Raw genomic sequence first — 24,225 nt, forward strand, 5'->3', positions numbered from 1 at the left:
CAACATCAAAAAAGAAAGGACGAAATTCGTCCTTTCTCGATCTTAGCTGACTTCAACCCACTACAGTTGACAAAGAGCCAGAAAACTTCTCTTTTAAAATTGTATTATTTCTGATTTGCTCTGCAAGTTGCATTTATATCCAACTAGATCTTCAAGAATCGACGCATTGAAATACCTGATCCGATTGCCCCAATGAAAATACCAATCACAAACAATAGGACTGTCATCAAAGGAATAAACACATCTGGTGTAATCATTGACAAGTTTTGCCCCACCAAGGATTTATTGACAGATTGATAAACCATATTGTAGATAAAGAATACAAGGACTGAAGGAATCGCTGCACCTAGTAAGCCAATAAAGGCACCCTCTAGCAAGAATGGTCCTCTAATATAGCCGTTTTTAGCTCCTACTAGACGCATGATTTGAATTTCACGGCTCCGAGAAATAATGGTAATACGGATAGTATTGGAAATCAAGAAGACCGCAATGAAAATCAAAAGCCCTGCAATAACTAAGCCCCAAACACGGATGAAGGAAGCCAGTTCGAAAAGTCGTTGAGTGTTGGCTCCACCATCTTGAACTTCTGACACTCCTTCGATCTTTTTAGCTTCTTCTGCTACTGTTTTAACATCACTCGGAGAATTGGTATCAACGATATAGGCATCATAGAGAGGGTTGGCATCCCCTTCAAAGACCTTCCAATCGTCACCCATCGTTTCTGTCAATTTTTGATACTGCTCTTCCTTGCTTGAAAAAGTAACATTTTTGACACCTGGCATAGCCTTTAAGGCGTTGTAAACCTTGTGGTAGTCGTTGTTAGTAACTGTCTGACCTTCTTTTTCAATCGTTTCACTGTTATCCGCTACATCTTTACGAATGTAAACCATGACCCGAACATTGTTCTCGATATCGGTAGCCAGCTTCGCTGTGTTAAAAATTACAGATGCAAACAGGGCAACGAGTGTCAAGGTAATCATAACCGAACTCACTGCTGCTACTGTCATCCAGCCATTTCGTTTTAAACTTTTTAATGATTCAAATAAATGGCGAAAAAATCTACTAATCATCGTATCCATATTCTCCTTTAGCTTCGTCACGAACGACACGGCCATTTTCAATGGCAATGACACGGTGGCGCAAGGTATTTACAATCTGGCTATTGTGAGTCGCCATCAAGACAGTAGTACCTTGGAGATTGATGCGTTCCAACAGATTCATAATTTCCCATGAATTATCTGGGTCCAAGTTTCCTGTCGGCTCATCGGCAATCAAGACCTTAGGATTGTTCACAATCGCACGGGCAATCGCAATCCGTTGCTGTTCTCCACCTGAGAGTTCGTTAGGGAAAGAGCGAACCTTGTGTTTCAAACCGACCAAATCCAAGACTTCCATAACACGTTTTTTGATGTTGCGACGGTTCTCTCCGATAACTTCCATTGCATAAGCAATATTTTCATAAACAGTTTTCTTAGGCAAGAGTTTGTAATCTTGAAAAACTACCCCAACACTGCGACGGAGCAGAGGGATATCTTTCTTCTTGATTTTAACCAAATTAAAGCCTGCAACTGTTAAACTGCCTTTTTCAATCTTTACTTCTCGATATAAAGCTCGAATAAAGGTTGACTTCCCTGCTCCAGAAGGCCCAACGATATAGGCAAATTCTCCTGGTTCAATACTAAGAGAGACTCCACGAAGAGCAGTCGTTCCGTTATCGTATTTTTTGACAACATCTCGCATTTCAATGATTGACATGTGAGTTCCTTTCTATTCTTAGCTGATTCGCCATTTGAGATAGGCGTCGATGAAACCATCAAGATCTCCATCCATGACCTTATCTACCTGAGCAACTTCAAAGCTCGTACGGTGGTCTTTTACCATGGTATAAGGTGTGAAGACATAAGAACGAATCTGACTTCCCCAAGTGATTTCTTTTTTCTCACCTTTGAGGGAGTCGACTTCCGCAGCTTTCTTTTCTTGCTCCATCTGATAGAGCTTGGCTTGCAACATCTTCATAGCACGATCTCTATTTCCATACTGGGTACGATCGACCGTTGATTGAACGACAGTCCCCGTAGGAATATGAGTCAAACGCACACCTGTTGAAACTTTATTGACGTTTTGTCCACCAGCACCACCTGAACGGAAGGTATCCATTTTGATATCATCTTCACGGATTTCCACTTCGATGGTATCGTCCAACTCAGGCATAACCTCAACGGATGTAAATGAAGTATGGCGGCGTTTGGCAGAGTCAAATGGAGAAATACGGACCAGACGGTGAACACCCATTTCTGACTTGAGAAGGCCATAAGCATTTGGGCCTTCAAAAGACAAGGTCACAGATTTGATGCCCGCTTCATCACCAGCTTGGTAATCCAAGACTTCAACTTTAAAGCCTTTTGCATTTCCATAACGAGTATACATACGAAGCAACATATCGCCCCAGTCCTGTGCCTCAGTACCACCAGATCCTGGATGGATTTCCAAGATTGCATTATTATGGTCATAAGGTTCTGACAAGAGAAGGGTCATCTCGTAGCTGGTCATCATCTTATCCAGTTCTGTCAACTGTTCGACCAGTTCATCATGGACTGACTCGTCTTCTGCTAAAAAGTCCAATAAAATCTCAACTTCATCCTGCAACTCTTCCATTTTACGGAAGGTGTTATAGGTGTTTTTTAATTCATTTAATTCTTGCGACGTTTTTTGGGCCGCGATATTATCGTTCCAAAAATCAGGTTCTGTCATCTTATTTTCCAAGATGGCAATCTCTTCCTCTAAGCCTTCGAGGTCAAAGAGACCCCCTAAAAGAAGCTAATTTTTCACGATTTGCGTCAATTTTTTGACGAATTTCTGAAATGTCCATAGATACTCCTTTTCATATCGTTTTATTATACCATAATCTCTTATTTCTTTCCATATTTTGCTTGTTATTTCAAATTGTATACAAAAAAGAGGGTTTTCACCCTCTATATTTATAACTTTTTAGCAGAGGTTCGAGCAATCTCCTCTACTTGGATACCTTGCACTTCAAATTTCTCCTTCAGAAAGGTTAAATCAATCATCCCATCAATTTGAACTTCAATCACGACCTTACCATCCTTGCGCGGAATATTGACTGTGTGTGAAATATTCAGATTTTCTTCTACAATCAAGGTCACAATCTTGCCCAAAACCCCGACTTCATTTTCCGTAATAAACCGAACACGAATTCCTTCCTCGCCGTAGCCAGCAATTTCTAGAAAGGCTTGAAAAACATCACGATCTGTAATCACACCGTAAACCTGTTGGTTGTCCACAACGGGAAGAATACCGATCTTATTCTTCAACATGAGATAGGTCGCATCTTCTAGACTTGCATAACCTGACACTGTGATGACATCCCGAATCATGACGTCTTTGACTTTGGTCTTATTGAGAAGATAATTCATCTCATAGATGGAGAGACTGGTTGCTTTAGACGGACTGGCTTCAGCAATAGTTCCTTCTGTTACAAGACCAACCAATTGATCATTTTCGATAACAGGTAAACGGTGCAAACCTTGCTCGCGCATCAAATCTGCTGCATGTGCTACAGTCGTATCTGGACTGATATAAACTACCTTGCGGGTCATAAAATCTTTAACTGCCATGAGACTTCTCCTTCTTTATTGCTACTATAATTATACACTTTCTTACAAAAACTATCAAACGCTTTCATCTCTTTTTCAAGATTTTGTAACATTCAATCACAAAAAAAGAGAGAAACAGCCTTCTCTCTTAAACTTAAATCGTAACGGAATCTCTATCCTTAATCATATAGTGTTTTAAAGGAGTTAAGCTAGCTAGCCAGTACAATAGACCACCAAAGATCGCAGTAAAGCCACTACCAGTTGTGAGCAGGAACATAGGACTCTGGATATGCTTTGTTATAGGATTGTAAACAAATAGTACTGCAACTAACAAGGAAATGATTACACAAGATAACCCTACCAGGTTAAAGCCATTTGTAAACTCATAGGCGTCATGTCCTTCAAGGAAATAGGCTGAACGCAAATCGAGTTTTCGTTTTTTTAAGATAAAATAGTCAACAACGATCATTCCGATAATGGGCCCTTGAATGTAGGCAGCCAGCGAGATGAAGGAACCGAAGTATTCATCCACTCCTCCCCAAATCGTAAGTAGGCTCACATAAACCATGGCAATCCAAACCATTAGTTTATAGCTTACTTTGGGCATACCACTTTTTACAATCATACAGTTCACATACGATCCTGTACCCTGGGTTCCAATATTGGCAAAGGCTACTAATAGTAAACTTAAAAGCGCAAAGGCTGGTGTGCTTAGAGTTGAAAGCATGGTTGTTGGGTCACTTTCATAGACACCTGTTTTGACAAACATAGCCAAAGCCATCACCCCACCTGTCGCAGCAAAGAATGGCGCAACAACCCCGTATGACAAGGCTGTAGCCCAATAGCCACTACGTTCTGATTTTGCCAAACGTGGTAAGACAAATGCTTGTGTAGACCAAGAAAAGGCTACGGCCACATTTCCTTCCCCTGACATCATAAAACGTTCAATCGGTGTCAAATTTTCTTGGATGGCAGGTTGGACATTCATAATATCCCTAATCGGAACCGCAACAAAACAGATTCCAACGATGATTAGCCCAACAAATAACAAGGCAACCACCAGGAAGCGATTAGTTCCTTTGATCACCTCTGGCCCCCCAAGAGCAATCAGCGTTCCAAGAAGAACACAGAGTGTACCAAGAATCGGTGCCCATACCCCCTTGTCTAAACCAAGTCCAAAATTATTTGCCAAATGAATCATGGAGCTGGCAAAAAGATTGGCGGTAACGGCGTACCAACCAAAATTTGCCAGACTAATCACGGTTGATAGAACGGCCACCCCTTTTCTACCTAGAACGGCTCTCAACCAAATCCATAAATCAATTCCATATTTAACTGCAAACAAGATTGGGAGGCATTCGATAAAGACCCAGATAATGTTAAAACTAAAAATATTAATCAACATTTGATTAAAGGTCAAATATTGAGCCACATAGGCTCCTTGGGTATAACACCAAGTTGCGATAGCAAAACCACTTGTCGATAAGAAGAGATCCCAGAAAGAATACTGACGATCCTTGTTGGTCATGGGAACGATTCCCGTTATGGTCTCCTGTTGAATGAAGTCATTCATCTTGGACATTTTATTGAATACCTCCTGTCATGGCTAGGATAATCAGAATATGATTGACTAGAATCATATCAATTACTTATGTAAAATAAACTTTTAAGGAAGGGGAAGCAAATAGATATAGATTAAGGTTTTCATTTATCCTTAAATCGTAACGAAATCTCGATCCTTGATCATATAGCGTTTTAAAGGAGTTAAGCTAGCTAGCCAGTACAATAAACCTCCAAAAATCGCAGTAAAGCCACTACCCGTTGTGATTAAAAAGATTGGGCTTTGAATCTGTGCTGTTACAGGGTTATAAACAAATAGTACTGCAACCAACAAGGAGATAAATACGCAAGACAAGCCAACCACGTTAAATCCTTTGGTAAACTCGTAAGCATCGTGTCCTTCAAGGAAATAAGCTGAACGCAAGTCGAGTTTTCGTTTTCTTAAGATAAAGTAGTCAACAACGATCATACCAATAATTGGTCCCTGAATATAAGCAGCTAGTGAGATGAAGGAACCGAAGTACTCTTCCACTCCCCCCCAGATTGTAAGTAGGCTCACGTATACCATGGCAATCCAAACCATTAGTTTATAGCTTACTTTGGGCATCCCACTTTTTACAATCATACAGTTCACGTATGATCCTGTCCCTTGGGTCCCAATATTGGCAAAGGCTACTAGTAGTAAACTTAAGAGTGCAAAGGCCGGGGTGCTTAGAGTTGAAAGCATGGTTGTTGGATCACTTTCATAAACACCTGTTTTAACAAACATGGCTAGAGCCATGACTCCACCTGTCGCAACAAAGAATGGCGCAACAACTCCGTATGATAAAGCTGTAGCCCAATAGCCACTACGTTCTGATTTTGCTAAACGCGGTAAAACTAATGCCTGTGTAGACCAAGAAAAGGCAAAGGCAACATTTCCTTCTCCAGAAAGCATGAAGCGTTCTAATGGCGTCAAATCTCCTTGGGTAGCCGGTTGAATGTTCATAATGTCAGTGATAGGCACGGCTACAAAGCAGATTCCAACGATAATGAGACCGACAATCAACAAGGCAATTACCAAGAATCGATTGGTCCATTTAATCACTTCTGGGCCTCCAAGAGCAATCAGCGTTCCAAGAAGAACACAGAGTGTACCAAGAATAGGTGCCCATACTCCCTTGTCCAAACCAAGACCGAAATTATTTGCCAAATGAATCATGGAGCTAGCAAAAAGATTGGCCGCAACGGCATACCAGCCAAAGTTAGCCAAACTAATAATGGTTGATAGCAAGGCCACTCCTTTTTTTCCGAGGACAGCCCTCAACCAAATCCACAAATCAATTCCATATTTAACCGCAAACAGAATTGGGAGACATTCAATAAAGACCCAGATAATGTTGAAACTAAAAATATTAATCAACATCTGATTAAAGGTCAAATATTGAGCCACATAAGCCCCTTGGGTATAACACCAAGTAGCAATGGCAAAACCACTTGTTGACAGAAAGAGATCCCAGAAAGAATACTGACGATCCTTATTGGTCATGGGAACAATTCCCGTTATCGTCTCCTGTTGAATAAAGTCATTCATCTTAGACATTTTATTGAATACCTCCTGTCATGGCTAAAATAATCAGAATAAGGTTAATTAGAACCAAGCCAATGACTATAGTAAAATCACTTTTTAGAAATGGCTGAGCAAACACATAGTTTGGTGATTCCATTTCTTCTAGCCTTCTTTTCGTTTCATTTGCTATTAATTCTTCAATTTCTGATGTCGGTTTCATCTCAATTCTCCTCTAAGTATAAATCTAATGCAAGTTTTCCATACTGCTTGGTATAACGATACCAGATATAAAGAAATTCACCTACTGGTTTTCCAACGCTTTCTTGGAACAAGGCCCACAAAAACCAATAATATGAAGTCACTGATACATAGGCAAAATAGTGACGTTTGGTTTTCTTGTCTGGAACTTCTTGTAGATAGATTTCAAGTACCTTTTCAGCTTCTTCCACTGTATAATTTGAACACCCGATAAAGGTTCCTAAATCTCCTGCTGGATCTCCCATACCAGAATATTCCCAATCAATCAGGCTCATTTCTCCAGCTTCATTCAACAAGAAATTTGGGCTATAAGAATCTCCATGGCAGAGAACCTTTTTCGCTTGATCTTCTTGTAAAAGCTTCTCGAGAACTGAGACATTCTGATCCAACTCTTCAAGTCCATCAAATTCAAAACGATTACTAGCCTTTAATTTTTGTCTAAAATCATCAATTCCCTCAAATTGATCAAAGGAATGTCCCGTTTTTTCTCCAGATTGGTGCAAGCGTCTCAAGAGCTCCATTGCTTTTGCTACATCATCCCAATTATCATAATCTAGTTGCTTGGCGTTAGGGATAAATTCTGAAATTTTCCAGCCCTCATCCTTGTTCATAGCGACAAAAGTACGGTCAATCTTCAATTTTGCAGCAATTTCCATGGAAGCCGCTTCACTAGCACGATCGATATAATTCTCCGTTCCCCTACCCGGATGACGGTAAACATATTTCTTTCCTAGGCAGTCAAATGAAAACGAAGTGTTGGTCAGACCATCTTTTAGAGGTTTGATATTGACAATATCTGAAGCCACACATCCTAATGTCTTACAGATATTATCAATGATTTCCGAATTAGTATTCACCAAATAGTGTTGATCAAACTGACGCAACTCATCTAGTGAATCAAACTCCTTAACAATATCTGCTGAATAATGCCGAGCTTCCAAAGGAAGCTCCTTGACGTGACGACTATAATAATCTTCCCAGAGCTGTTCGCGATATGGTTCGTGCTTAAATTCAGTTTCTAAAATGTCTACGAATTTTTCACTAAATGCACGATCAAAATAAACGTGCCCCACCATAGCCCAAGTATTCGTCCCACCGATTTGAATATCGATAATCGTGTGATTGGAGTCTTCCTTAGAGCAGTATTCGTCTGTGTCTCCTTCTGCAAATATTGTAGAATAGTAACCTCTGTAAATGTATCGCTCAAACGGATTTTCTACAAAATAATTATCCGAAGAGCAGATATAAGTGTTAGAAAGTTGATCTCTGACTAGCATGAGAGAAGAACAGTTGTTGTACTTGTAGTAATCATTATTTACAACGATTTTAACACCAAATTTTTCTGCTAGATAGAACATTTTTTCCTGCAGATAGCCTACAATAACTGTAATATCCTCTATCCCAGCTTCTTGTAATTGCTTGATTTCTCTCTCAATCAAACGCTCACCTTTAACTTGGAGAAGCCCTTTAGGTAGCTCATAAGACAAAGGAGCAAAGCGGCTACTCATACCTGCAGCCATGATAATGGCATTCTTCACCTGATACGGAGCTAAAGCCTCCTCACCTAAGTCAGTTAAGTGATTTTCTTCACTGATCCACTTCTCTTCTTTACATTCCTTGAGAAGATTATTTACCGTCCCCAAAGCGATATCTAGCTGTTCAGCCAATTGTCTCTGCGTAAAGTTTTCGTCTTTGTGAGTCAACAAAAAACGTAAAAGTTTAAATTGTTTTTCTGATAGCATATCTTCAGCCTCTTTGTTCAATATTTTTGTTTATTTAATTATATGATGAACACGTGCTTTTGTCAAGTTAGATTCTATATTAAGAAAACGGATGCTCAAATCAGGCCCATCAAAATAGGGACCAAACGAAAAAAGAGCCCCAAATTTGGAGCTCTTCAAATTCATCTACAAAATAATCCACTGAATTAGATAATTGCTTACCCAATCTCCATCTGCAACCTAAACTAGTCTCCCAGACTAGAGGAGAATTGCTTGGGCAATTCTTATCCGCCGACTAAAACAATCCACTGGATCTGATGATTGCTACGCAATCTCTATCTGCCGACTAAAAAGGTCCCTCGGACCTTTTTAGCCACCTAGATATGCTTTTCTGACTTCGTCTGATGCTGCGAGTTCTTTTCCTGTTCCTGATAGGACAATCTTACCTGTTTCAAGCACATAACCTCGGTCAGAAATAGCAAGGGCCTTGTTAGCGTTCTGTTCAATTAGGAGAACCGTTGTTCCTTGCCTCTGAATATCTTGAATGATATCAAAAATTTCTTGGATAAAGATAGGAGCAAGTCCCATTGATGGCTCGTCCAAGAGAAGGAGCTTAGGTGTAGACATAAGAGCGCGTCCCATAGCCAGCATCTGCTGTTCACCACCTGAAAGGGTCGCCGCATCTTGGTTTTTACGTTCTTCCAGACGAGGGAAACGTGAAAAGACTTTTTTCAAGTTGGCTTGATTTTCTTCACGATTTTTCTTTAAAAAGGCTCCCATTTCCAAGTTTTCCATAACAGTCAAGCCTGGAAAAACATGGCGTCCCTCAGGAACTTGTGAAAGGCCACCTGCCACGATTTTTTGCGCTGGCATCTTTTGAATTTCTTTTCCTAAAAACTGAATTTTACCAGCACTTGGACGAACCAAACCTGAAAGGGTGCGAAGAATGGTTGTTTTACCAGCGCCATTGGCACCAATCAAGGAAACAACTTCACCTTCGTTGACCTCGAAACTTACATCACGAACTGCTTGGATCATACCGTAATGTACAGAGAGGTTTTCAACTTTTAACATAGACATTAGGCTTCACCTCCTAGATAAGCTTCGATAACACGTTTGTTGTTCTTGATCTCATCCGGAGTCCCATGAGCAATCAACCGACCATATTCAAGAACATAGATACGCTCAGTGACTTCCATAACCAAATTCATGTCGTGTTCGATGAGCATGATGGTAATTTTAAATTCGTCTTTGATACGACGGATTAGTTCTGTCAATTCAGCTGTCTCTTGTGGATTCATCCCAGCCGCAGGTTCATCCAAAAAGAGAATCTTAGGTTCGGTTGCCAGAGCACGAACGATTTCTAATCGACGTTGTTGACCATAGGCCAGATTCTTAGCAAGAGTATCTGCATCACCATCCAAATCAAAAATCTTCAGCAAGTCCAACGCTTTGCTTTTTAATTCTTCCTCATTCTTATAGAAAGCGGGCAGGCGTAGAAAGCTAGCGAGGATATGTTGTTTATGATGATTACTAAATGCAATCAAAACATTTTCCAAAACTGTCAAGTCCTTGAACAAACGAATATTTTGGAAAGTACGACTGAGTCCAAGTGAAGCAATCTTATAAGGAGTTTTCCCATTTAGGAGGTGACCATCTAGTGTCACAGTACCTTCGCTTGGTTCATAAACACCCGTCAAGAGATTGAAAAGGGTTGTTTTACCAGCACCGTTTGGTCCAATCAGACCAACCAACTCTCCCTCGTTCAATTCAAGAGTGACATCTCCAACAGCTGTTAGACCGCCAAAATGTTTGGTTAACTGTTTAACTTCAAGTAATGCCATTAGTTTTGTCCCTCCTTCTTAGATTTTTTAAAGAAACGTGATAGACTCAATTCCCATGTCCCAAGAAGTCCACCTGGTCTGAAAATCATGACCAATACAAGAGCCAAAGCGTAGATAATCATACGTACACTAGCTACATCTTGAAGGAGCATATTTAAAATTCCTAAAACAATCGCTGAAACGATGGTACCAGTAATCGATCCAAGTCCACCAAATACAACGATAATCAACACATTGATGGAATTAATAAAGGTGTAGTCTTTTGGGACAACAGATCCGATAAAACCAGCCTGAAGTGAACCAGCAATACTTGCTGTAATAGCACCAAAGACAAAAGCGATAATTTTGATTTTTGTAGTATTTACCCCAACTGACTCTGCAGCAATCTCATCCTCACGAACAGATAGAGTAGAACGTCCAATTGGACTACGTAAGAAGTTGAGAGTTGCAATAGTTGTGATAATTACAAAAAGATAAACCATCTGCCAGTTGGTAAAGTTTGGAATACCCAAGATACCAGCAGCACCGTTGGTCAAACTTCCACCATTAATGATAAAGATACGAATGATTTCTGAAACACCTAGTGTTGCAACAGCCAGGTAGTCACCCTTCAAACGGAGTGTTGGAATCCCAACGAGCAAAGCGACTGCACCAGAAATCAAAGCACCCAAGACCATTGCTCCAAAGAAGGCACCATAGGTTGGGAATTTGGAACCAATAATCGCTGCTGCATAAGCCCCAATCGCCATAAAACCTGCATGACCGAGTGAGAATTGTCCTGAAAAACCGACAATTAAGTTCAAACCTACTGCAAGGATGATATTAATTCCAATTTGTTCTAAAATTTGAACATGGAATAGATTGAGAACACCAGCAGAAACCAGTACACTAATCAATCCATAACCCGCTAACAGAAGGAATAACCAGAGAATATTTACTTTAAGATTTGTCTTCATTGTTTACACCTTCTCTTTCACATTCTTGCCAAGGATACCTGCAGGACGAACAATCAGAATCAAAAGCAAGATTCCATATACAATGGCATCACGGAAATCAGACATACCAAAGGCAGTTGCAAATGTTTCCAACAAACCAATAACAAATCCCCCTAGAGCTGCACCAGGAATAATCCCAATACCACCAAGAACGGCCGCAACGAATGATTTTAGACCTGGAGTCACACCCATCAACGGTTCAAGAGAGTTGTAGTAAAGGGCAATGAGGACACCTGCTGCACCAGCAAGAGCTGAACCCAAAGCAAAGGTAAAGCTGATTGTACGATTTACATTAATTCCCATCAATTGAGCAGCGTCACTATCAACTGATACCGCACGCATAGCTTTCCCCATTTTTGTTTTTTGAACAATCACTTGCAATAAAATCATCAGGAGTAAGGAAACTGCTAAAATCATTAACTGGACGTTTGTCAAGCTGATTGGTCCTAAATCATAGCGAACTGTTTGAATGGCTTGAGGAAAGGCACGAGTATTGGCACCGACCAAGTAGACCATTCCATATTCCAGTAGGAAAGACACTCCGATGGCAGTAATCAATACAGCAATACGTGTAGAGTGTCGCAAAGGACGGTAGGCAAGAAATTCAATCACAACACCAAGCAGTGCGGTTCCTACCATTGAAATAATCAAAGCTAAAAAGAAATTCATTTGGAAAGAATTAATCAAAAAGTAACCAATAAAGGCTCCCATCATATAAATATCACCGTGGGCGAAGTTGATGAGTTTGATAATTCCATAAACCATGGTATAACCCAGGGCCAAAAGTGCATAAACACTACCCAGAATTAAACCATTCACAAGTTGTTGGAGCATAGCATTCACTCTTTTCTATTGTTATTTTTTAGAAAATTTCTCAATTTTCACAAGTTCATAAACACCGAAACAGGGAGTGAGTCAAAGGCTCATTCCCTATTTCAGCTACTATTCTAATGTTATGGTTTTACAACTTCTGCTGCTTCCACTTTACCATTATTCATGGTCATCATGTAAGCAGTTTTCACTGTGTTGTGATCTGCATCAAAGCTCGTTTGACCAGTTACACCATCAAAGTCTTTGGTTTTAGCAAGGTTGTCCTTGATTTCACCTGAGTTTTTAGCACCTTTTGCAGCATTAGCTACTAGGTAAACTGAGTCATAGGCCAAAGCTGAGAATGTTGAAGGTTCTTCGTTGTATTTAGCACGGTAGGCTTCAAGGAAGGCTTTAGCTTTTGCAGAAACATCAACTGTAGTTGAGAATCCTGAGATAAAGTAAATGTTTGAAGCTCTTTCAGCAGTTGCTTGTTGAACAAATTCTTCACCGTTGAAGCCGTCACCACCAACGATTGGTTTATCAATTCCCATACCACGCGCTTGGTTTACGATTTTACCTGCTTCTGTGTAGTAACCTGGAACAACGATAGCGTCAAACTCTTTCCCTTTCATTTTAGTAAGGGCTGCTTGGAAGTCTGTATCACCTGCTACAAACGTTTCGTCTGCAACAATTTCACCTTTGTAGGCTTCACGGAAAGATTTAGCAATACCTTTAGCATAGTCACTTGCATTGTCCGTATAAAGAACAACCTTCTTAGCGTTCAATTTGTTTGTCACATAGTTTGAAATAATCTTCCCTTGGAAGCTATCTTGGAAAGTTCCGATAAATAGATATTCTTGACCTTTGGTCAATCCATCTTGAGTCGCACTTGGTGAAATCAATGGAACTCCTGCTTGAGTAGCGTTTGCTACAGCTGCAGCAGTTGCACCAGATGTCGCAGGTCCTACGATAGCTGTAACTTTTGATTGGGTCACTAGGTTAGTTGTAACAGAGGCAGCCTCAGCAGTTTCAGATTTGTTATCTTTATCCACAACTTCGATTTGTTTTCCATCGATACCACCTGCAGCATTGATTTCATCAACAGCAAGTTGAGCACCTTTTTGTTCAGAAGTACCATAGGCAGCTACAGCACCTGTTTCTTCAAAGTTAAAACCGATTTTGATCGTCTTTTCGTCTACTGGGTTACCAGTTGTATTTGACGCTCCTGACTTGACCTCTCCACAAGCAGCGAGAAGAGCTACGCTAGCAAGAGCCACAAAAGATAGGGCAAATTTTTTCTTCATTTTTAATCTCCTTATAGTTGTTTCAAAAATAGTATGTTAAGAATATACCGAATTATCAGAAAATTGTCAACACATTTATCTCATTTTTTAAATGATAACGTTTTCCTCAGTGCGATAGAGATTGCCAACAAAGGGAGTTTCTAACTCTTGAATGTGGCAACGTCTTATTTTTTTGATAAATCTTTCCTTACCTAATCTCTCAACTAAGTCATCTAGCTCCTCAGTTGGAACATAAAGTTGCAGGTAGCGATGTTTTTTGGAATGGTAACAGATATCACCGTATTCCTGAAGTTTTTTTGCATCTCGATTATAGTAAAGATAGATGATTAATCCTGATCGATTTGTTTTTTCAAACATGAGGGATCCTCTTTCTAAGAAATCTTCCCCTATTATACCAAAAAAAGCAAACTCCGTCGAGTTTGCTTTCTAGGTTGCTTAGCTCAAAGAATTGTTAGCCATGATTTCATCAATGAAGCCATATTCGAGCGTTTCTTGGGCACTCATCCAGTAATCACGTTCAGCATCCGCGTGAATTTGCTCAACTGATTTACCTGAGTTATCTGCAAGGATTTGCTCCAAAGTCTTACGAGTTTTGAGCAAGTGTTCTGCAGCGATTGCCATATCTGTTTGTTGAGTACCACCACCTGTACCACCCATTGGTTGGTGAATCATGTACTCTGCATTTGGAAGCATGAAGCGTTTGCCTTTTGCTCCACTTGATGCAATGACAGTCCCCATAGATGCTGCCATTCCCATAACGATGGTTTGAACATCTGCCTTAATAAAGTTCATGGTATCAACGATTGCCAAACCAGCTGAAACAGAACCTCCAGGTGTGTTGACATAAAGGTAAATATCTTTTGTACTATCTTGGGCATCCAAGAAGAGCAACTGGGCAATAACTGAGTTGGCCATATTATCTTCGACTGGCCCAGTTAGCATGATGATGCGGTCTTTCAGAAGACGAGAGTAAATGTCATAGGAACGTTCTCCACGGCTTGTTTGTTCAATAACTACAGGAATCATTCATTTCTCCTTTTAATGTTGAATTTTCTTAGTCATGCGACTCAATACAGAACTATTATATCTTTTTGGTCAAAAAAGGTCAAATTTTTGCTCTATTTTCTAAACAGAAACAAAAACTCAACCTCCTTTCAAAACTGAAACTAACCCTCAGTCTCAATGTTTACTTTGGAATTTTATTTGGTACCGAACAAGCGGTCTCCTGCGTCCCCAAGTCCTGGGACAATATAGCCATGTTCATTCAAGTGTTCGTCCAAGGCTGCTGTAAAGATTTCTACATCTGGGTGAGCTCCTTGAAGAGCCTTCACTCCTTCTGGAGCAGCTACTAGGCAGACAAACTTGATATTTGATGCACCACGTTTTTTAAGGGAATCTACGGCCAAGATTGCTGAACCACCTGTTGCAAGCATTGGATCAACGACAAAGATTTGACGTTGGTCAATATCCTCAGGCAATTTCACCAAGTATTCAACTGGCTGAAGGGTTTCTTCATCACGGTACATACCGATGTGTCCAACTTTTGCTGCCGGAACCAAGCTCAAGAGCCCATCTACCATTCCGATGCCTGCACGCAAGATTGGGACAATCGCTAATTTTTTACCAGCCAATTGTTTTTGAACGGTCTTTGTGATAGGTGTTTCGATTTCCACGTCTTCAAGCGGAAGATCACGAAGTACTTCATATCCCATCAACATTGCAATCTCATCTACTAGCTCACGAAAAGCTTTTGTAGAAGTATCTGTACGTCGCAAGATTGACAATTTGTGTTGAATGAGTGGATGATTAATGACTTCAATTTTTCCCATTTTCTGAGTTCCTTCTTTCAATTTATTCTTCTTATTATATCAAAAAACGGTTTAAAAAGCTTTCTAAACCATTTATTTTTATTAATTTCTAAATCAAATCTGCCTCTTGAAGAGCTGTCTGAACAGTCTCTAATGGTAAATGGGTCAACTCGGTGCCTTTTTCATGATAAAGGTACTGGGCATAGTCATCCATTCGGTACTGGTTGATATAAACCACACGCTTACAACCAACTTGTAGCAGTTGTTTGGTACAGTTCAGACAAGGGAAATGGGTCACATAGGCTGTAAATCCTCTGGGAACCCCTCGTTCAGCCCCTTGCAAGATGGCATTGACCTCGGCGTGAAGGGTTCGAACACAGTGTCCTTCAATGACTAAACATTCGTGGTCAATACAGTGCTCCGTTCCTGATACGGAACCATTGTAGCCTGTTGAAATGACCTTATTGTCCTTGACTAGGACAGCTCCCACCTTGGCACGTTTACAGGTCGAACGATTGGCAATCAGTAAAGCCTGGGCTGCAAAGTACTCATCCCAAGCCAGTCTTTTTTCTGTCATAAGTCTTCTCCTTATCCCCTATTTTTTGAAAAATGGCAAGCGTAAGTCTGCAATCTTTTCAGCTGGAACCTTCATTCCATCCTTGATCCACTTGAGCAGAACTAATACGATAGCAGAACTCCAAAACGAATGAAGATAGCTGCTGACACCTTTTGATTTTCCGTGGTATTTTTCCAGAAATTCCTGCATGGCTTGGACAAAAATCTTTTCTAAGTGGTAGTCCAGAGCAAGTTGGATCACCTTGGCTTCTTTCTTGGCTGCCCGAAAAAGATGCACCCAGACCAGATAAAGGTCAGTTTTGACATCGTAATGGCTCAGCTGTTCCATGATATTGTGAACGCTACGTTTAAAGACGCTTTCTAAAATTGCTTCCTTAGAGTCATAATTGCGATAGAAGGCAGCGCGAGAGACACCTGCCCGCTTGACCAACTCTGAGATACTAATCTTAGCCAAGTCTTTTTTCTCCAGAAGTTGCAAAAGAGCCGTCTCAATCGCTTCTCTAGTCAAGAAATTGGATTCTTGATTTGATTTTCTGAGATTTTCAAGAGATTTTTCAGATATTTTACGTTCAGACATAACAATTTCTTTCTACTTGTGACAACAGAGAGGTGGTACTTTTGTTTCAAGGGCTTTCATGATATAATTGTAAAAAAAGACAGAACCTTTGTCAATGTATAAGTGACAAAGATGGAGAATTTCTATGACTTGGAAGATTGTAGCTGACTCTGGTTGTGATTATCGTCAATTGATAACTCCCGCTATCGATACTGAATTTATCAGTGTTCCTTTAACCATTCAAGTAGCTGATCAGGTCTTTATTGATGATGCTAATCTCGACATTGACTACATGATGAAAACCATGTATGCGACTTCTGAGGCTTCAAAATCAGCTTGTCCTAGCCCTGATGATTACTTGCGTGCTTTTGAAGGTGCCAAACATATTTTTGTCGTTACCATCACTGGTACCCTTTCAGGCAGCCATAATAGTGCACAGATAGCTAAAAATATCTACCTCGAGGAACACCCTGACACTCAGATTCATGTGATTGATAGTTTATCTGCAGGTGGGGAAGTTGACTTGCTCGTAGAAAAATTAAACGACTTGATTGACCAAGGACTTTCTCATGAGGAAGTTGTTGAAGCTATTACAGCCTACCAAGAAAAGACGAAGTTGCTCTTTGTTCTCGCTAAAGTTGATAACTTGGTCAAAAATGGCCGTTTAAGTAAGCTTATCGGTACGGTCGTTGGCCTTCTCAACATCCGTATGGTTGGAGAAGCAAGTGAAACTGGAACCCTAGAGCTTCTTCAAAAGGCTCGTGGTGCTAAAAAGTCCCTTCAAGCAGCTTATGAAGAACTCATCAAGGCTGGCTATGCTGGTGGTCGTATCGTCATGGCTCATCGCAGCAATGAAAAATTCTGTCAGCAATTGTCAGAACGCTTGCTGGAAACATTTCCACAAGCCAATATCAAAATCCTCCCAACGTCTGGTCTCTGCAGTTTTTATGCAGAAGATGGCGGTTTGTTAATGGGATATGAAATTAACTAAGATCATCCGTAGCAAGAGATGCCAAGCATCTCTTGTTTTTTGTGGTACAATAGAGCTATGAAACATTTTGATACTATTGTAATCGGGGGAGGCCCTGCTGGTATGATGGCTACCATTTCAAGTAGTTTTTATGGGCAGAAAACCCTTCTCATCGAAAAAAATCGGAAACTGGGTAAAAAATTAGCTGGAACAGGCGGTGGTCGTTGTAACGTAACCAACAACGGGAGTTTAGACGACCTACTGGCTGGCATCCCTGGGAATGGGCGCTTTCTTTACAGTGTCTTCTCCCAGTTTGATAACCATGATATCATCAACTTTTTTACGGAAAATGGAGTCAAACTTAAGGTCGAGGACCACGGACGCGTCTTTCCTGCTAGCGACAAGTCTCGAACCATTATTGAAGCTTTGGAGAAGAAAATCACTGAACTCGGTGGTCAAGTCGCTACTCAAACAGAGATTGTTTCGGTTAAAAAGGTGGATAACCAGTTTGTCCTGAAGTCCGCAGATCAAACCTTCACTTGTGATAAACTGATTGTGACAACTGGTGGTAAATCCTATCCTTCTACAGGTTCAACTGGATTTGGACATGAGATCGCCCGCCATTTTAAGCACACCATTACCGAGCTTGAGGCGGCCGAGAGTCCGCTTCTGACTGATTTCCCTCACAAAGCGCTTCAGGGCATTTCACTAGACGATGTGACCCTAAGTTATGGCAAGCATGTCATCACTCATGATCTGCTCTTTACCCACTTTGGTTTATCTGGCCCTGCTGCCCTGCGCATGTCTAGTTTTGTCAAAGGTGGGGAGGTTATTTCACTGGATGTTTTGCCTCAACTTTCTGAGAATAACTTGGCAACATTTCTAGAAGAAAATCGAGAAAAATCCTTGAAAAATGCTTTAAAAACTTTGCTTCCAGAACGCTTGGCAGAATTTTTTTTTCAAGATTATCCTGAAAAAGTCAAACAGCTAACTGAAAAGGAACGCGAACAACTTCTCCAGTCCATCAAGACCCTCAAAATCCCTGTGACTGGCAAAATGTCTCTTGCCAAGTCCTTTGTCACCAAAGGCGGTGTCAGCCTTAAGGAAATCAATCCTAAAACCCTCGAAAGTAAGCTCGTTCCTGGACTCCACTTTGCTGGCGAAGTTTTAGACATCAATGCCCACACGGGCGGTTTTAACATCACTTCTGCCCTCTGTACCGGCTGGGTGGCAGGCTCCAATCCAATAAATACCAAGTAAGAAAGGAAGTCCTTTGGAACATATTATTTTACTAAGAGGCGTTACTCCTAATGGAAAAAATGCTATCCCGAAAATGTCTTATTTGATAGATATTTTAACAGAAGCTAGGTTTCAATACGTTCGAACCTATATTCAAAGTGGGAATATCATTCTGGAAAGTGACTTGGATTTGGAAGAAATACGAGAACGCGTTCATACTCTGATAAAGGAAAAAATTGGAGCTGACTTAAAAATGGTTATCAAGAATAAGGACGATTTTGAAAAGATTGTTCAAGAGAACCCATTTAGAGAAGACTATCTTCATGATCGTGTACATGTGATTCTTTATCAGGGATTTATCCAAAGTCTGCCATTAGAAAAATTGAAAGCTGACTACGGTGAGGAAGAAATTTGTGTAGGCGATCACTGTCTCTACCTCTATCTCCCTAGAACTGCAAAACGAAAAAAGCTCAATACCAACTATCTTGAAAAGCTGTTTGGCGTGGATCTGACCATGAGAAAGCTAAATGTAGTAGAAAAGTTACTAACAAAATAGGAGAACAAGATGAACAGACGCGAAACAGTCGAATTTGTCAACATGTGCATGATTAAAAACGGTGACAAGATTCTGGTCCAAGATCGAGTTAGTCCCGACTGGCCCGGCATCACTTTTCCTGGTGGTCATGTTGATCGTGGGGAATCTTTTACCGATGCAGTTATCAGAGAAGTCAAAGAAGAAACTGGACTAACCATATCCAAACCTCAACTTTGTGGTATCAAAGACTGGTACGATGACGAGGATTACCGCTATATCGTCCTTTTTTACAAGACAGAACACTTTACTGGTGAACTCCAATCTTCAGATGAAGGTCCTGTTTGGTGGGAAGAATTTGAAAATCTGTCTCATCTGAAACTTGCAACTGAGGATATGTCAGACATGCTGCGTGTTTTTTTAGAAGACGATTTAAGTTAATTCTTTTACTACAAAGACGGTGACGACTGGCTTTATGAGTTAAAATAAAAGAGCAGAAAAAAATGACCTGAGCTTCAAACTCTAACTTTTGAAGCTCAGGTCATTTCTTAGTTCTTTTTAATCTGATAATAAATAAGGTCCGCAACGTAGTCTTTTCTCTCCACACCATTGGTAATGGTTTTTAGATAAGACATTCCCGCTTTTTCCATCACACGGCCTGAAGCTGGGTTGAGACTGGCGTAACGAGCTCTGACTTTTTGAAAGCCTGCTTGAGTAAAACAAAAGTCTAACACAGCTGTCATGGCCTCCGTCATCATACCACTGCCCCAATAGTTTTTTCCTAAAATATAGCCAATTTCACAACAAGAATCATTCTTATCCATTGCAACGATGCTGATATCTCCAATCACTTGCTCTGGGTTTTCCTTTAGACAAATGGCCCATTTGTAATAGTTGGGATTGGTATAGGAGGCAACCCAATTTCGAATCGAGTTCCGAGTCACCTCAACATCAGGATGAGGATCCCAGGTGACATAGGTCAGATTCTCAACAGACGAAGCCCAATTTTGAAACATAGCTTCCGCATCACTCTCCACAAATCTTCTCAAAATCAAACGTTCTGTCTGTAACATTTGCGTACCGATTGTTTTCATGACACTGCCTCACTTTCTGATATATGGTTCTCTGTCAAATCTCCATTGAAACTTGTTTTTGCTTTCGAATCTCAATGCTCAAGCTAAAAATATCCACTGGGCCTCCTCGTTTTCTTATTTCTAGACTCGGGCTGAAAACCTCCACTGGAGGTTTTTACTCCCAAAAGTCATCGAATACGGTGATTGGTAGGTGGCGTTTATGTTGGCCTTTATGCCACCAGTTTTCAATAGTCGCTTGAGCTTCTGGGCTGATTGTTTTGCCTTCGAGGTAATCATCAATTTCATTGTAAGTGACTCCAAGTGCGACTTCGTCAGCAAGTCCAGGTTTGTCTTCTTCTAGATCTGCTGTTGGGATTTTTTCATAAAGTGCTGGGTCTGCACCAAGTTCCTTCAAGAGTTGTTTCCCTTGGCGTTTATTGAGGCGGTAAAGAGGGAGAATATCTGCACCACCGTCACCAAACTTGGTAAAAAAGCCTGTGATATTTTCCGCAGCATGGTCTGTTCCAATGACCGCTCCGCTATGGGCACCCGCAAGGGCATATTGGGCAATCATACGGCTACGCGCTTTAATATTGCCCTTATTAAAGTCTGAAACAGAGCTTCCTGTCGCTTCAACTGCTACTGTCATAGCGTCAGCTGATTCCTTGATATTCACAACCAAGCTGACATCTGGCTGGATGAAAGCGAGGGCTTTTTGAGCGTCTGCTTCATCAGCCTGCACTCCATATGGCAGGCGAACAGCGATAAATTGGTAGCTGTCATCTCCTGTCTCTGCTCGCATTTCTTCCATCGCTAATTGCGCCAAGCGCCCTGCCAAGGTTGAGTCTTGTCCTCCAGAAATCCCTAGTACAAAGGTTTTAAGGAAGGGATGTTTTTTTAGGTATTTTTTTAAGAAGTCAATTGAACGACGGATTTCTTCCTGAGCGTCAATCACTGGCTTGACACCCAGTTGCTGGATAATGGTCTCTTGCAAACTCATTCTTCTTCTCCTTCACCAAGGGCTTCTTTGCGCATCTTATCAATCAAGTCCATCTTGTCTTGCCAAATATCACGCGCCAAGTCCACTGGATAATGTTGCGGATTGAGTACCCGTTTATACTCATCCCAAAGCTTGTCAAATTCCTTACGTGCATAGGCCTGAATCTCAGTCAAACTAGGCAAGCTATAAACTAATGTTCCTGCTTTGAAAATATCCACCAAGAGAGGAACGGCATCAAAATTACGAACGGTCTTTTTGATGTAGGTATAAGTTGGATGGAACATCTTGATTTCTGTCATGCCACTCACATCCACACCATCATAAGTAATGTAGTCACCTTCTGACTTGCCTTTTTCACGGCTGGTAATGCGCCATACCTGCTTCTTACCTGGTGTAGATACTTTTTCCGCATTATTAGACAGTTTGATAGTATTGCGCATCTGACCATTTTCATCTTCAATAGCCACAATCTTATAAACTGCCCCAAGAGCTGGCTGATCATAGGCTGTAATCAGCTTGGTTCCCACACCCCAGACATCAATCTTGGCCTTTTGCATCTTGAGGTTGAGAATAGTATTTTCATCAAGGTCATTAGAAGCATAGATCTTAGCCTCTGTAAAGCCAGCCTCGTCCAGTTGCTGACGGACTTTCTTGGAAATGTAGGCAATATCCCCAGAGTCAATCCGTACACCCATAAAGTTAATCTGGTCCCCCAGCTCACGCGCCACCTGAATAGCAGCCGGCACACCGATACGCAAAGTGTCATAAGTATCTACTAGAAAGACACAGTCACGATGGGTTGAAGCATAAGACTTGAAGGCTTCATAGTCGTTCCCATAGACCTGTACCAAGGCATGGGCGTGGGTTCCTAGGACGGGAATTCCAAAGAGTTTCCCTGCTCGCACATTGCTAGTTCCGTTGGCTCCACCAATCACGGCTGCACGTGTTCCCCAGATAGCTGCATCCATTTCTTGCGCACGACGTGTCCCGAACTCCATCAAAGGTTCATCCTCAATGACCGAACGAATACGTGCTGCCTTAGTCGCTATCAAGGTTTGAAAGTTAACGATGTTTAAGAGAGCCGTTTCAACCAATTGACATTGGGCTAGAGGACCTTCCACCTGTACAATCGGTTCATTGGCAAAAACCAAATCCCCTTCCTGAGCGGAACGAACCGTCAACTCCAACTTGAAATTGCGGAGGTAATCTAAGAACGCCCCATGATAGCCAAGCGACTCCAAGTAAGCAATATCGCTATCAGAAAAGCGCAAGTCTTTAAGATAATGTACAATTCTTTCCAAACCAGCAAAAACTGCATAGCCGTTCTGAAAAGGTTGCTGGCGGAAATAAACTTCAAAGACCGCCTTTTTATTGTGAATCCCTTGGTCAAAGTAAACTTGCATCATATTGATCTGGTACAAGTCCGTGTGCAATGTCAAACTATCATCTGGATACATCTGTTTTCCTTCTTCCTTCTTTACAAAGGTATGAACGTATTCTACAACTTTCACACCATCCGATAAATTAGTACTATTATAACACATTTTACCGAGATTGATAAAAAGATAACAAGCTATTCTCCGTTCTCCAGTTCATCCATATCTTGCTCAAACTTTTTTTGAGCCCATTCGCCATAACTTTTAAGGCCAAGATTGCCGATAAAAATCCAAGGAAGGTAAATCAGATAAGTAAGGACCCAAGTAGATAAATATTTAAGGTTCAGAGGATTGTGCTGATAAATTTCGATATTGAATTGATAATTCTCCAACATCAAGAGAGTCGTAATAGCGAGAGTTACCAGCAAACACCCTACAATCGTAAAATGAAAACGACTGTAGTAGGTCACTCCAAGTTTTCGTGCACGATTGAAAAAGAAGAAAATTCCTAACAAAAGGGTAACTAGAAGAATATTAGGATTAAAAAGAGCAGGTGCTAATACAGCCACCAAGTAACTTAGCAGAATGAGACCGATAAACACATGAAAAGACTCTGTCCCAGCTTTGTTGATCAGTTGCTCTTCTCTTTCGTCCAATAATTGATAATAAAATAATCTATTTTTCATCTTCTTCCTCCCAAACTTGCTGATTTCTGCGATTCAAGTATAGGATAACTCGATCCATAGAATAACTCCCAACGAGATAGATGATAACTGCTAGAACCACTTTTAGGGAGTACTTCCAAGTCGATAGACTGACTAGTTCCTCGCGATTTCCTACGATATCAATCAATAAAACCACTATAGAAAATCCCAAAGCAGATAAAACTCTTTCTTTTCCAGTATTCTCAATAATATCCCGAATATCAATCCCTACATACATGCGGCGAATAATGGCATACAAACCGACTCCAATCAATAAAAGCAATTCTGGTAAATAGGACAAAAGCGTTAAATTAAAAATATAAACTTTGGCAAAAATTTCCAGTGCCAAAAATAGGCACATTCCCAAGAGAATTTCTCCTGAAATCTTTCCATCCAATTTTTCCGTACGTTCATCTTTGATCACAAGTTTTTTTCTATTTTTCATCTTCTTCCTCCCAAAATAGTTGGTCTAAAGTTTTGCCTAAGCATCTGCAAATGGACTGACAGAGCGAGAGACTAGGATTGTATTTTCCCGCTTCTATCAAGCCTATAGTCTGCCTAGTAACACCTACAGCTTCTGCCAAATCCCCTTGTGTTAAATCACGCTCCACCCGAGCTAATTTTAATTTTAAATTTTTAGCCACTAGCGTCCTCCTTCACATTTTTAAAAAGTTGCGCTTCTTTTAAAAACATTATACCATATATCTAACTTAATGCAATATATAAATGTCATTTT

At 40.7% G+C, this 24,225-nt stretch carries 28 protein-coding genes; 4 read left to right on the top strand and 24 right to left on the bottom strand.

Annotation, left to right across the window (positions count from 1 at the left end):
- Positions 1-143 precede the first annotated feature (143 nt).
- The 18 genes from ftsX to K1I53_RS08770 all read right to left on the bottom strand — a co-directional run bounded on the left by ftsX (position 144) and on the right by K1I53_RS08770 (position 16,616).
- Positions 144-1,070: a permease-like cell division protein FtsX gene (ftsX, locus tag K1I53_RS08685; protein ID WP_223329101.1), complete on the bottom strand. Its 927-nt coding sequence runs from the start codon at positions 1,068-1,070 to the stop codon at positions 144-146.
- Positions 1,063-1,755, bottom strand: a complete 693-nt coding sequence (gene ftsE, locus K1I53_RS08690; protein WP_000022257.1) for a cell division ATP-binding protein FtsE — start codon at positions 1,753-1,755, stop codon at positions 1,063-1,065. Before ftsE ends, ftsX begins: the two co-directional genes overlap by 8 nt.
- An 18-nt stretch (positions 1,756-1,773) precedes the next feature.
- A protein-coding gene (gene prfB, locus K1I53_RS08695; protein WP_096753628.1) for a peptide chain release factor 2 occupies positions 1,774-2,869 on the bottom strand; the annotation gives its coding sequence in 2 pieces (ribosomal slippage) (positions 1,774-2,796 and positions 2,798-2,869; 1,095 coding nt in all).
- A gap of 109 nt (positions 2,870-2,978) precedes the next feature.
- On the bottom strand, positions 2,979-3,635 hold the full coding sequence (locus tag K1I53_RS08700) for a CBS domain-containing protein (protein ID WP_223329102.1): 657 nt from the start codon (positions 3,633-3,635) through the stop codon (positions 2,979-2,981).
- Between the two features lie 133 nt (positions 3,636-3,768).
- Complete coding sequence (locus tag K1I53_RS08705) at positions 3,769-5,196, bottom strand: cytosine permease (RefSeq protein WP_223329104.1); 1,428 nt, start codon at positions 5,194-5,196, stop codon at positions 3,769-3,771.
- Between the two features lie 132 nt (positions 5,197-5,328).
- A complete protein-coding gene (locus K1I53_RS08710) occupies positions 5,329-6,756 on the bottom strand; it encodes a cytosine permease (protein ID WP_223329105.1) in 1,428 nt (475 codons plus the stop codon).
- Between the two features lies 1 nt (position 6,757).
- Entirely contained in the window at positions 6,758-6,943 is a 186-nt protein-coding gene (locus K1I53_RS08715; protein ID WP_038805583.1) for a hypothetical protein, read from the bottom strand.
- A gap of 1 nt (position 6,944) precedes the next feature.
- The gene (locus K1I53_RS08720; protein WP_223329107.1) at positions 6,945-8,723 is read right to left on the bottom strand and encodes a phosphotransferase; all 1,779 of its coding nucleotides are present in this window, start codon (positions 8,721-8,723) and stop codon (positions 6,945-6,947) included.
- 348 nt (positions 8,724-9,071) lie between these two features.
- Entirely contained in the window at positions 9,072-9,782 is a 711-nt protein-coding gene (locus tag K1I53_RS08725; RefSeq protein ID WP_223329108.1) for an ABC transporter ATP-binding protein, read from the bottom strand.
- Positions 9,782-10,546: an ABC transporter ATP-binding protein gene (locus K1I53_RS08730; RefSeq protein WP_223329110.1), complete on the bottom strand. Its 765-nt coding sequence runs from the start codon at positions 10,544-10,546 to the stop codon at positions 9,782-9,784. The genes K1I53_RS08725 and K1I53_RS08730 overlap by 1 nt, the downstream gene beginning before the upstream one ends.
- The gene (locus K1I53_RS08735) at positions 10,546-11,502 is read right to left on the bottom strand and encodes a branched-chain amino acid ABC transporter permease (protein ID WP_223329111.1); all 957 of its coding nucleotides are present in this window, start codon (positions 11,500-11,502) and stop codon (positions 10,546-10,548) included. Before K1I53_RS08735 ends, K1I53_RS08730 begins: the two co-directional genes overlap by 1 nt.
- A gap of 3 nt (positions 11,503-11,505) precedes the next feature.
- A complete protein-coding gene (locus tag K1I53_RS08740) occupies positions 11,506-12,375 on the bottom strand; it encodes a branched-chain amino acid ABC transporter permease (protein ID WP_000941418.1) in 870 nt (289 codons plus the stop codon).
- A 119-nt stretch (positions 12,376-12,494) separates the two neighbouring features.
- Positions 12,495-13,655, bottom strand: coding sequence for an ABC transporter substrate-binding protein (locus K1I53_RS08745; RefSeq protein WP_000726138.1), 1,161 nt, complete (start codon positions 13,653-13,655; stop codon positions 12,495-12,497).
- Between the two features lie 87 nt (positions 13,656-13,742).
- Complete coding sequence (locus K1I53_RS08750) at positions 13,743-14,012, bottom strand: YlbG family protein (RefSeq protein ID WP_000462107.1); 270 nt, start codon at positions 14,010-14,012, stop codon at positions 13,743-13,745.
- A 78-nt stretch (positions 14,013-14,090) separates the two neighbouring features.
- Positions 14,091-14,681: an ATP-dependent Clp protease proteolytic subunit ClpP gene (gene clpP / locus K1I53_RS08755; protein WP_000613467.1), complete on the bottom strand. Its 591-nt coding sequence runs from the start codon at positions 14,679-14,681 to the stop codon at positions 14,091-14,093.
- 173 nt (positions 14,682-14,854) lie between these two features.
- Entirely contained in the window at positions 14,855-15,484 is a 630-nt protein-coding gene (gene upp / locus K1I53_RS08760; protein WP_223329113.1) for a uracil phosphoribosyltransferase, read from the bottom strand.
- Between the two features lie 88 nt (positions 15,485-15,572).
- Positions 15,573-16,040 carry a deoxycytidylate deaminase gene (locus K1I53_RS08765; RefSeq protein ID WP_000136990.1) on the bottom strand — a complete coding sequence of 156 codons (468 nt, stop codon included), beginning with the start codon at positions 16,038-16,040 and terminating at the stop codon, positions 15,573-15,575.
- An 18-nt stretch (positions 16,041-16,058) separates the two neighbouring features.
- Entirely contained in the window at positions 16,059-16,616 is a 558-nt protein-coding gene (locus tag K1I53_RS08770) for a TetR/AcrR family transcriptional regulator (protein WP_223329115.1), read from the bottom strand.
- A gap of 124 nt (positions 16,617-16,740) precedes the next feature.
- On the opposite strand from K1I53_RS08770, the gene K1I53_RS08775 reads away from it, so the two are divergent.
- From K1I53_RS08775 to K1I53_RS08790, 4 genes are read left to right on the top strand one after another with little or no spacing between them, the layout of a single operon-like run.
- Positions 16,741-17,586: a DegV family protein gene (locus K1I53_RS08775; RefSeq protein ID WP_223329116.1), complete on the top strand. Its 846-nt coding sequence runs from the start codon at positions 16,741-16,743 to the stop codon at positions 17,584-17,586.
- 57 nt (positions 17,587-17,643) lie between these two features.
- Positions 17,644-18,825 (top strand): NAD(P)/FAD-dependent oxidoreductase, encoded by a 1,182-nt coding sequence (locus K1I53_RS08780; RefSeq protein WP_317628098.1) that lies wholly within the window; start codon positions 17,644-17,646, stop codon positions 18,823-18,825.
- A gap of 13 nt (positions 18,826-18,838) precedes the next feature.
- Positions 18,839-19,360 carry a DUF1697 domain-containing protein gene (locus K1I53_RS08785; protein ID WP_223329119.1) on the top strand — a complete coding sequence of 174 codons (522 nt, stop codon included), beginning with the start codon at positions 18,839-18,841 and terminating at the stop codon, positions 19,358-19,360.
- A 9-nt stretch (positions 19,361-19,369) separates the two neighbouring features.
- Positions 19,370-19,777, top strand: coding sequence for an 8-oxo-dGTP diphosphatase (locus K1I53_RS08790; RefSeq protein WP_223329121.1), 408 nt, complete (start codon positions 19,370-19,372; stop codon positions 19,775-19,777).
- Between the two features lie 107 nt (positions 19,778-19,884).
- Here the strand turns inward: K1I53_RS08790 and K1I53_RS08795 are convergent, their stop codons facing one another.
- The 6 genes from K1I53_RS08795 to K1I53_RS08820 form a co-directional block, all read right to left on the bottom strand.
- Positions 19,885-20,430, bottom strand: coding sequence for a GNAT family N-acetyltransferase (locus K1I53_RS08795; protein WP_223329123.1), 546 nt, complete (start codon positions 20,428-20,430; stop codon positions 19,885-19,887).
- 154 nt (positions 20,431-20,584) lie between these two features.
- On the bottom strand, positions 20,585-21,409 hold the full coding sequence (gene nadE, locus K1I53_RS08800; RefSeq protein ID WP_223329124.1) for an ammonia-dependent NAD(+) synthetase: 825 nt from the start codon (positions 21,407-21,409) through the stop codon (positions 20,585-20,587).
- Positions 21,406-22,866 carry a nicotinate phosphoribosyltransferase gene (locus K1I53_RS08805; protein ID WP_223329139.1) on the bottom strand — a complete coding sequence of 487 codons (1,461 nt, stop codon included), beginning with the start codon at positions 22,864-22,866 and terminating at the stop codon, positions 21,406-21,408. Before K1I53_RS08805 ends, nadE begins: the two co-directional genes overlap by 4 nt.
- Positions 22,867-22,982: 116 nt before the next feature.
- The gene (locus K1I53_RS08810; protein ID WP_223329125.1) at positions 22,983-23,471 is read right to left on the bottom strand and encodes a DUF6773 family protein; all 489 of its coding nucleotides are present in this window, start codon (positions 23,469-23,471) and stop codon (positions 22,983-22,985) included.
- Entirely contained in the window at positions 23,461-23,934 is a 474-nt protein-coding gene (locus K1I53_RS08815; protein ID WP_223329126.1) for a DUF6773 family protein, read from the bottom strand. Before K1I53_RS08815 ends, K1I53_RS08810 begins: the two co-directional genes overlap by 11 nt.
- On the bottom strand, positions 23,924-24,133 hold the full coding sequence (locus tag K1I53_RS08820; protein ID WP_001107502.1) for a helix-turn-helix transcriptional regulator: 210 nt from the start codon (positions 24,131-24,133) through the stop codon (positions 23,924-23,926). The genes K1I53_RS08815 and K1I53_RS08820 overlap by 11 nt, the downstream gene beginning before the upstream one ends.
- Positions 24,134-24,225: the final 92 nt, after the last annotated feature.

It is taken from the genome of Streptococcus oralis (assembly GCF_019929365.1).
GTDB classification, from domain to species: Bacteria; Bacillota; Bacilli; order Lactobacillales; family Streptococcaceae; genus Streptococcus; species Streptococcus oralis_BT.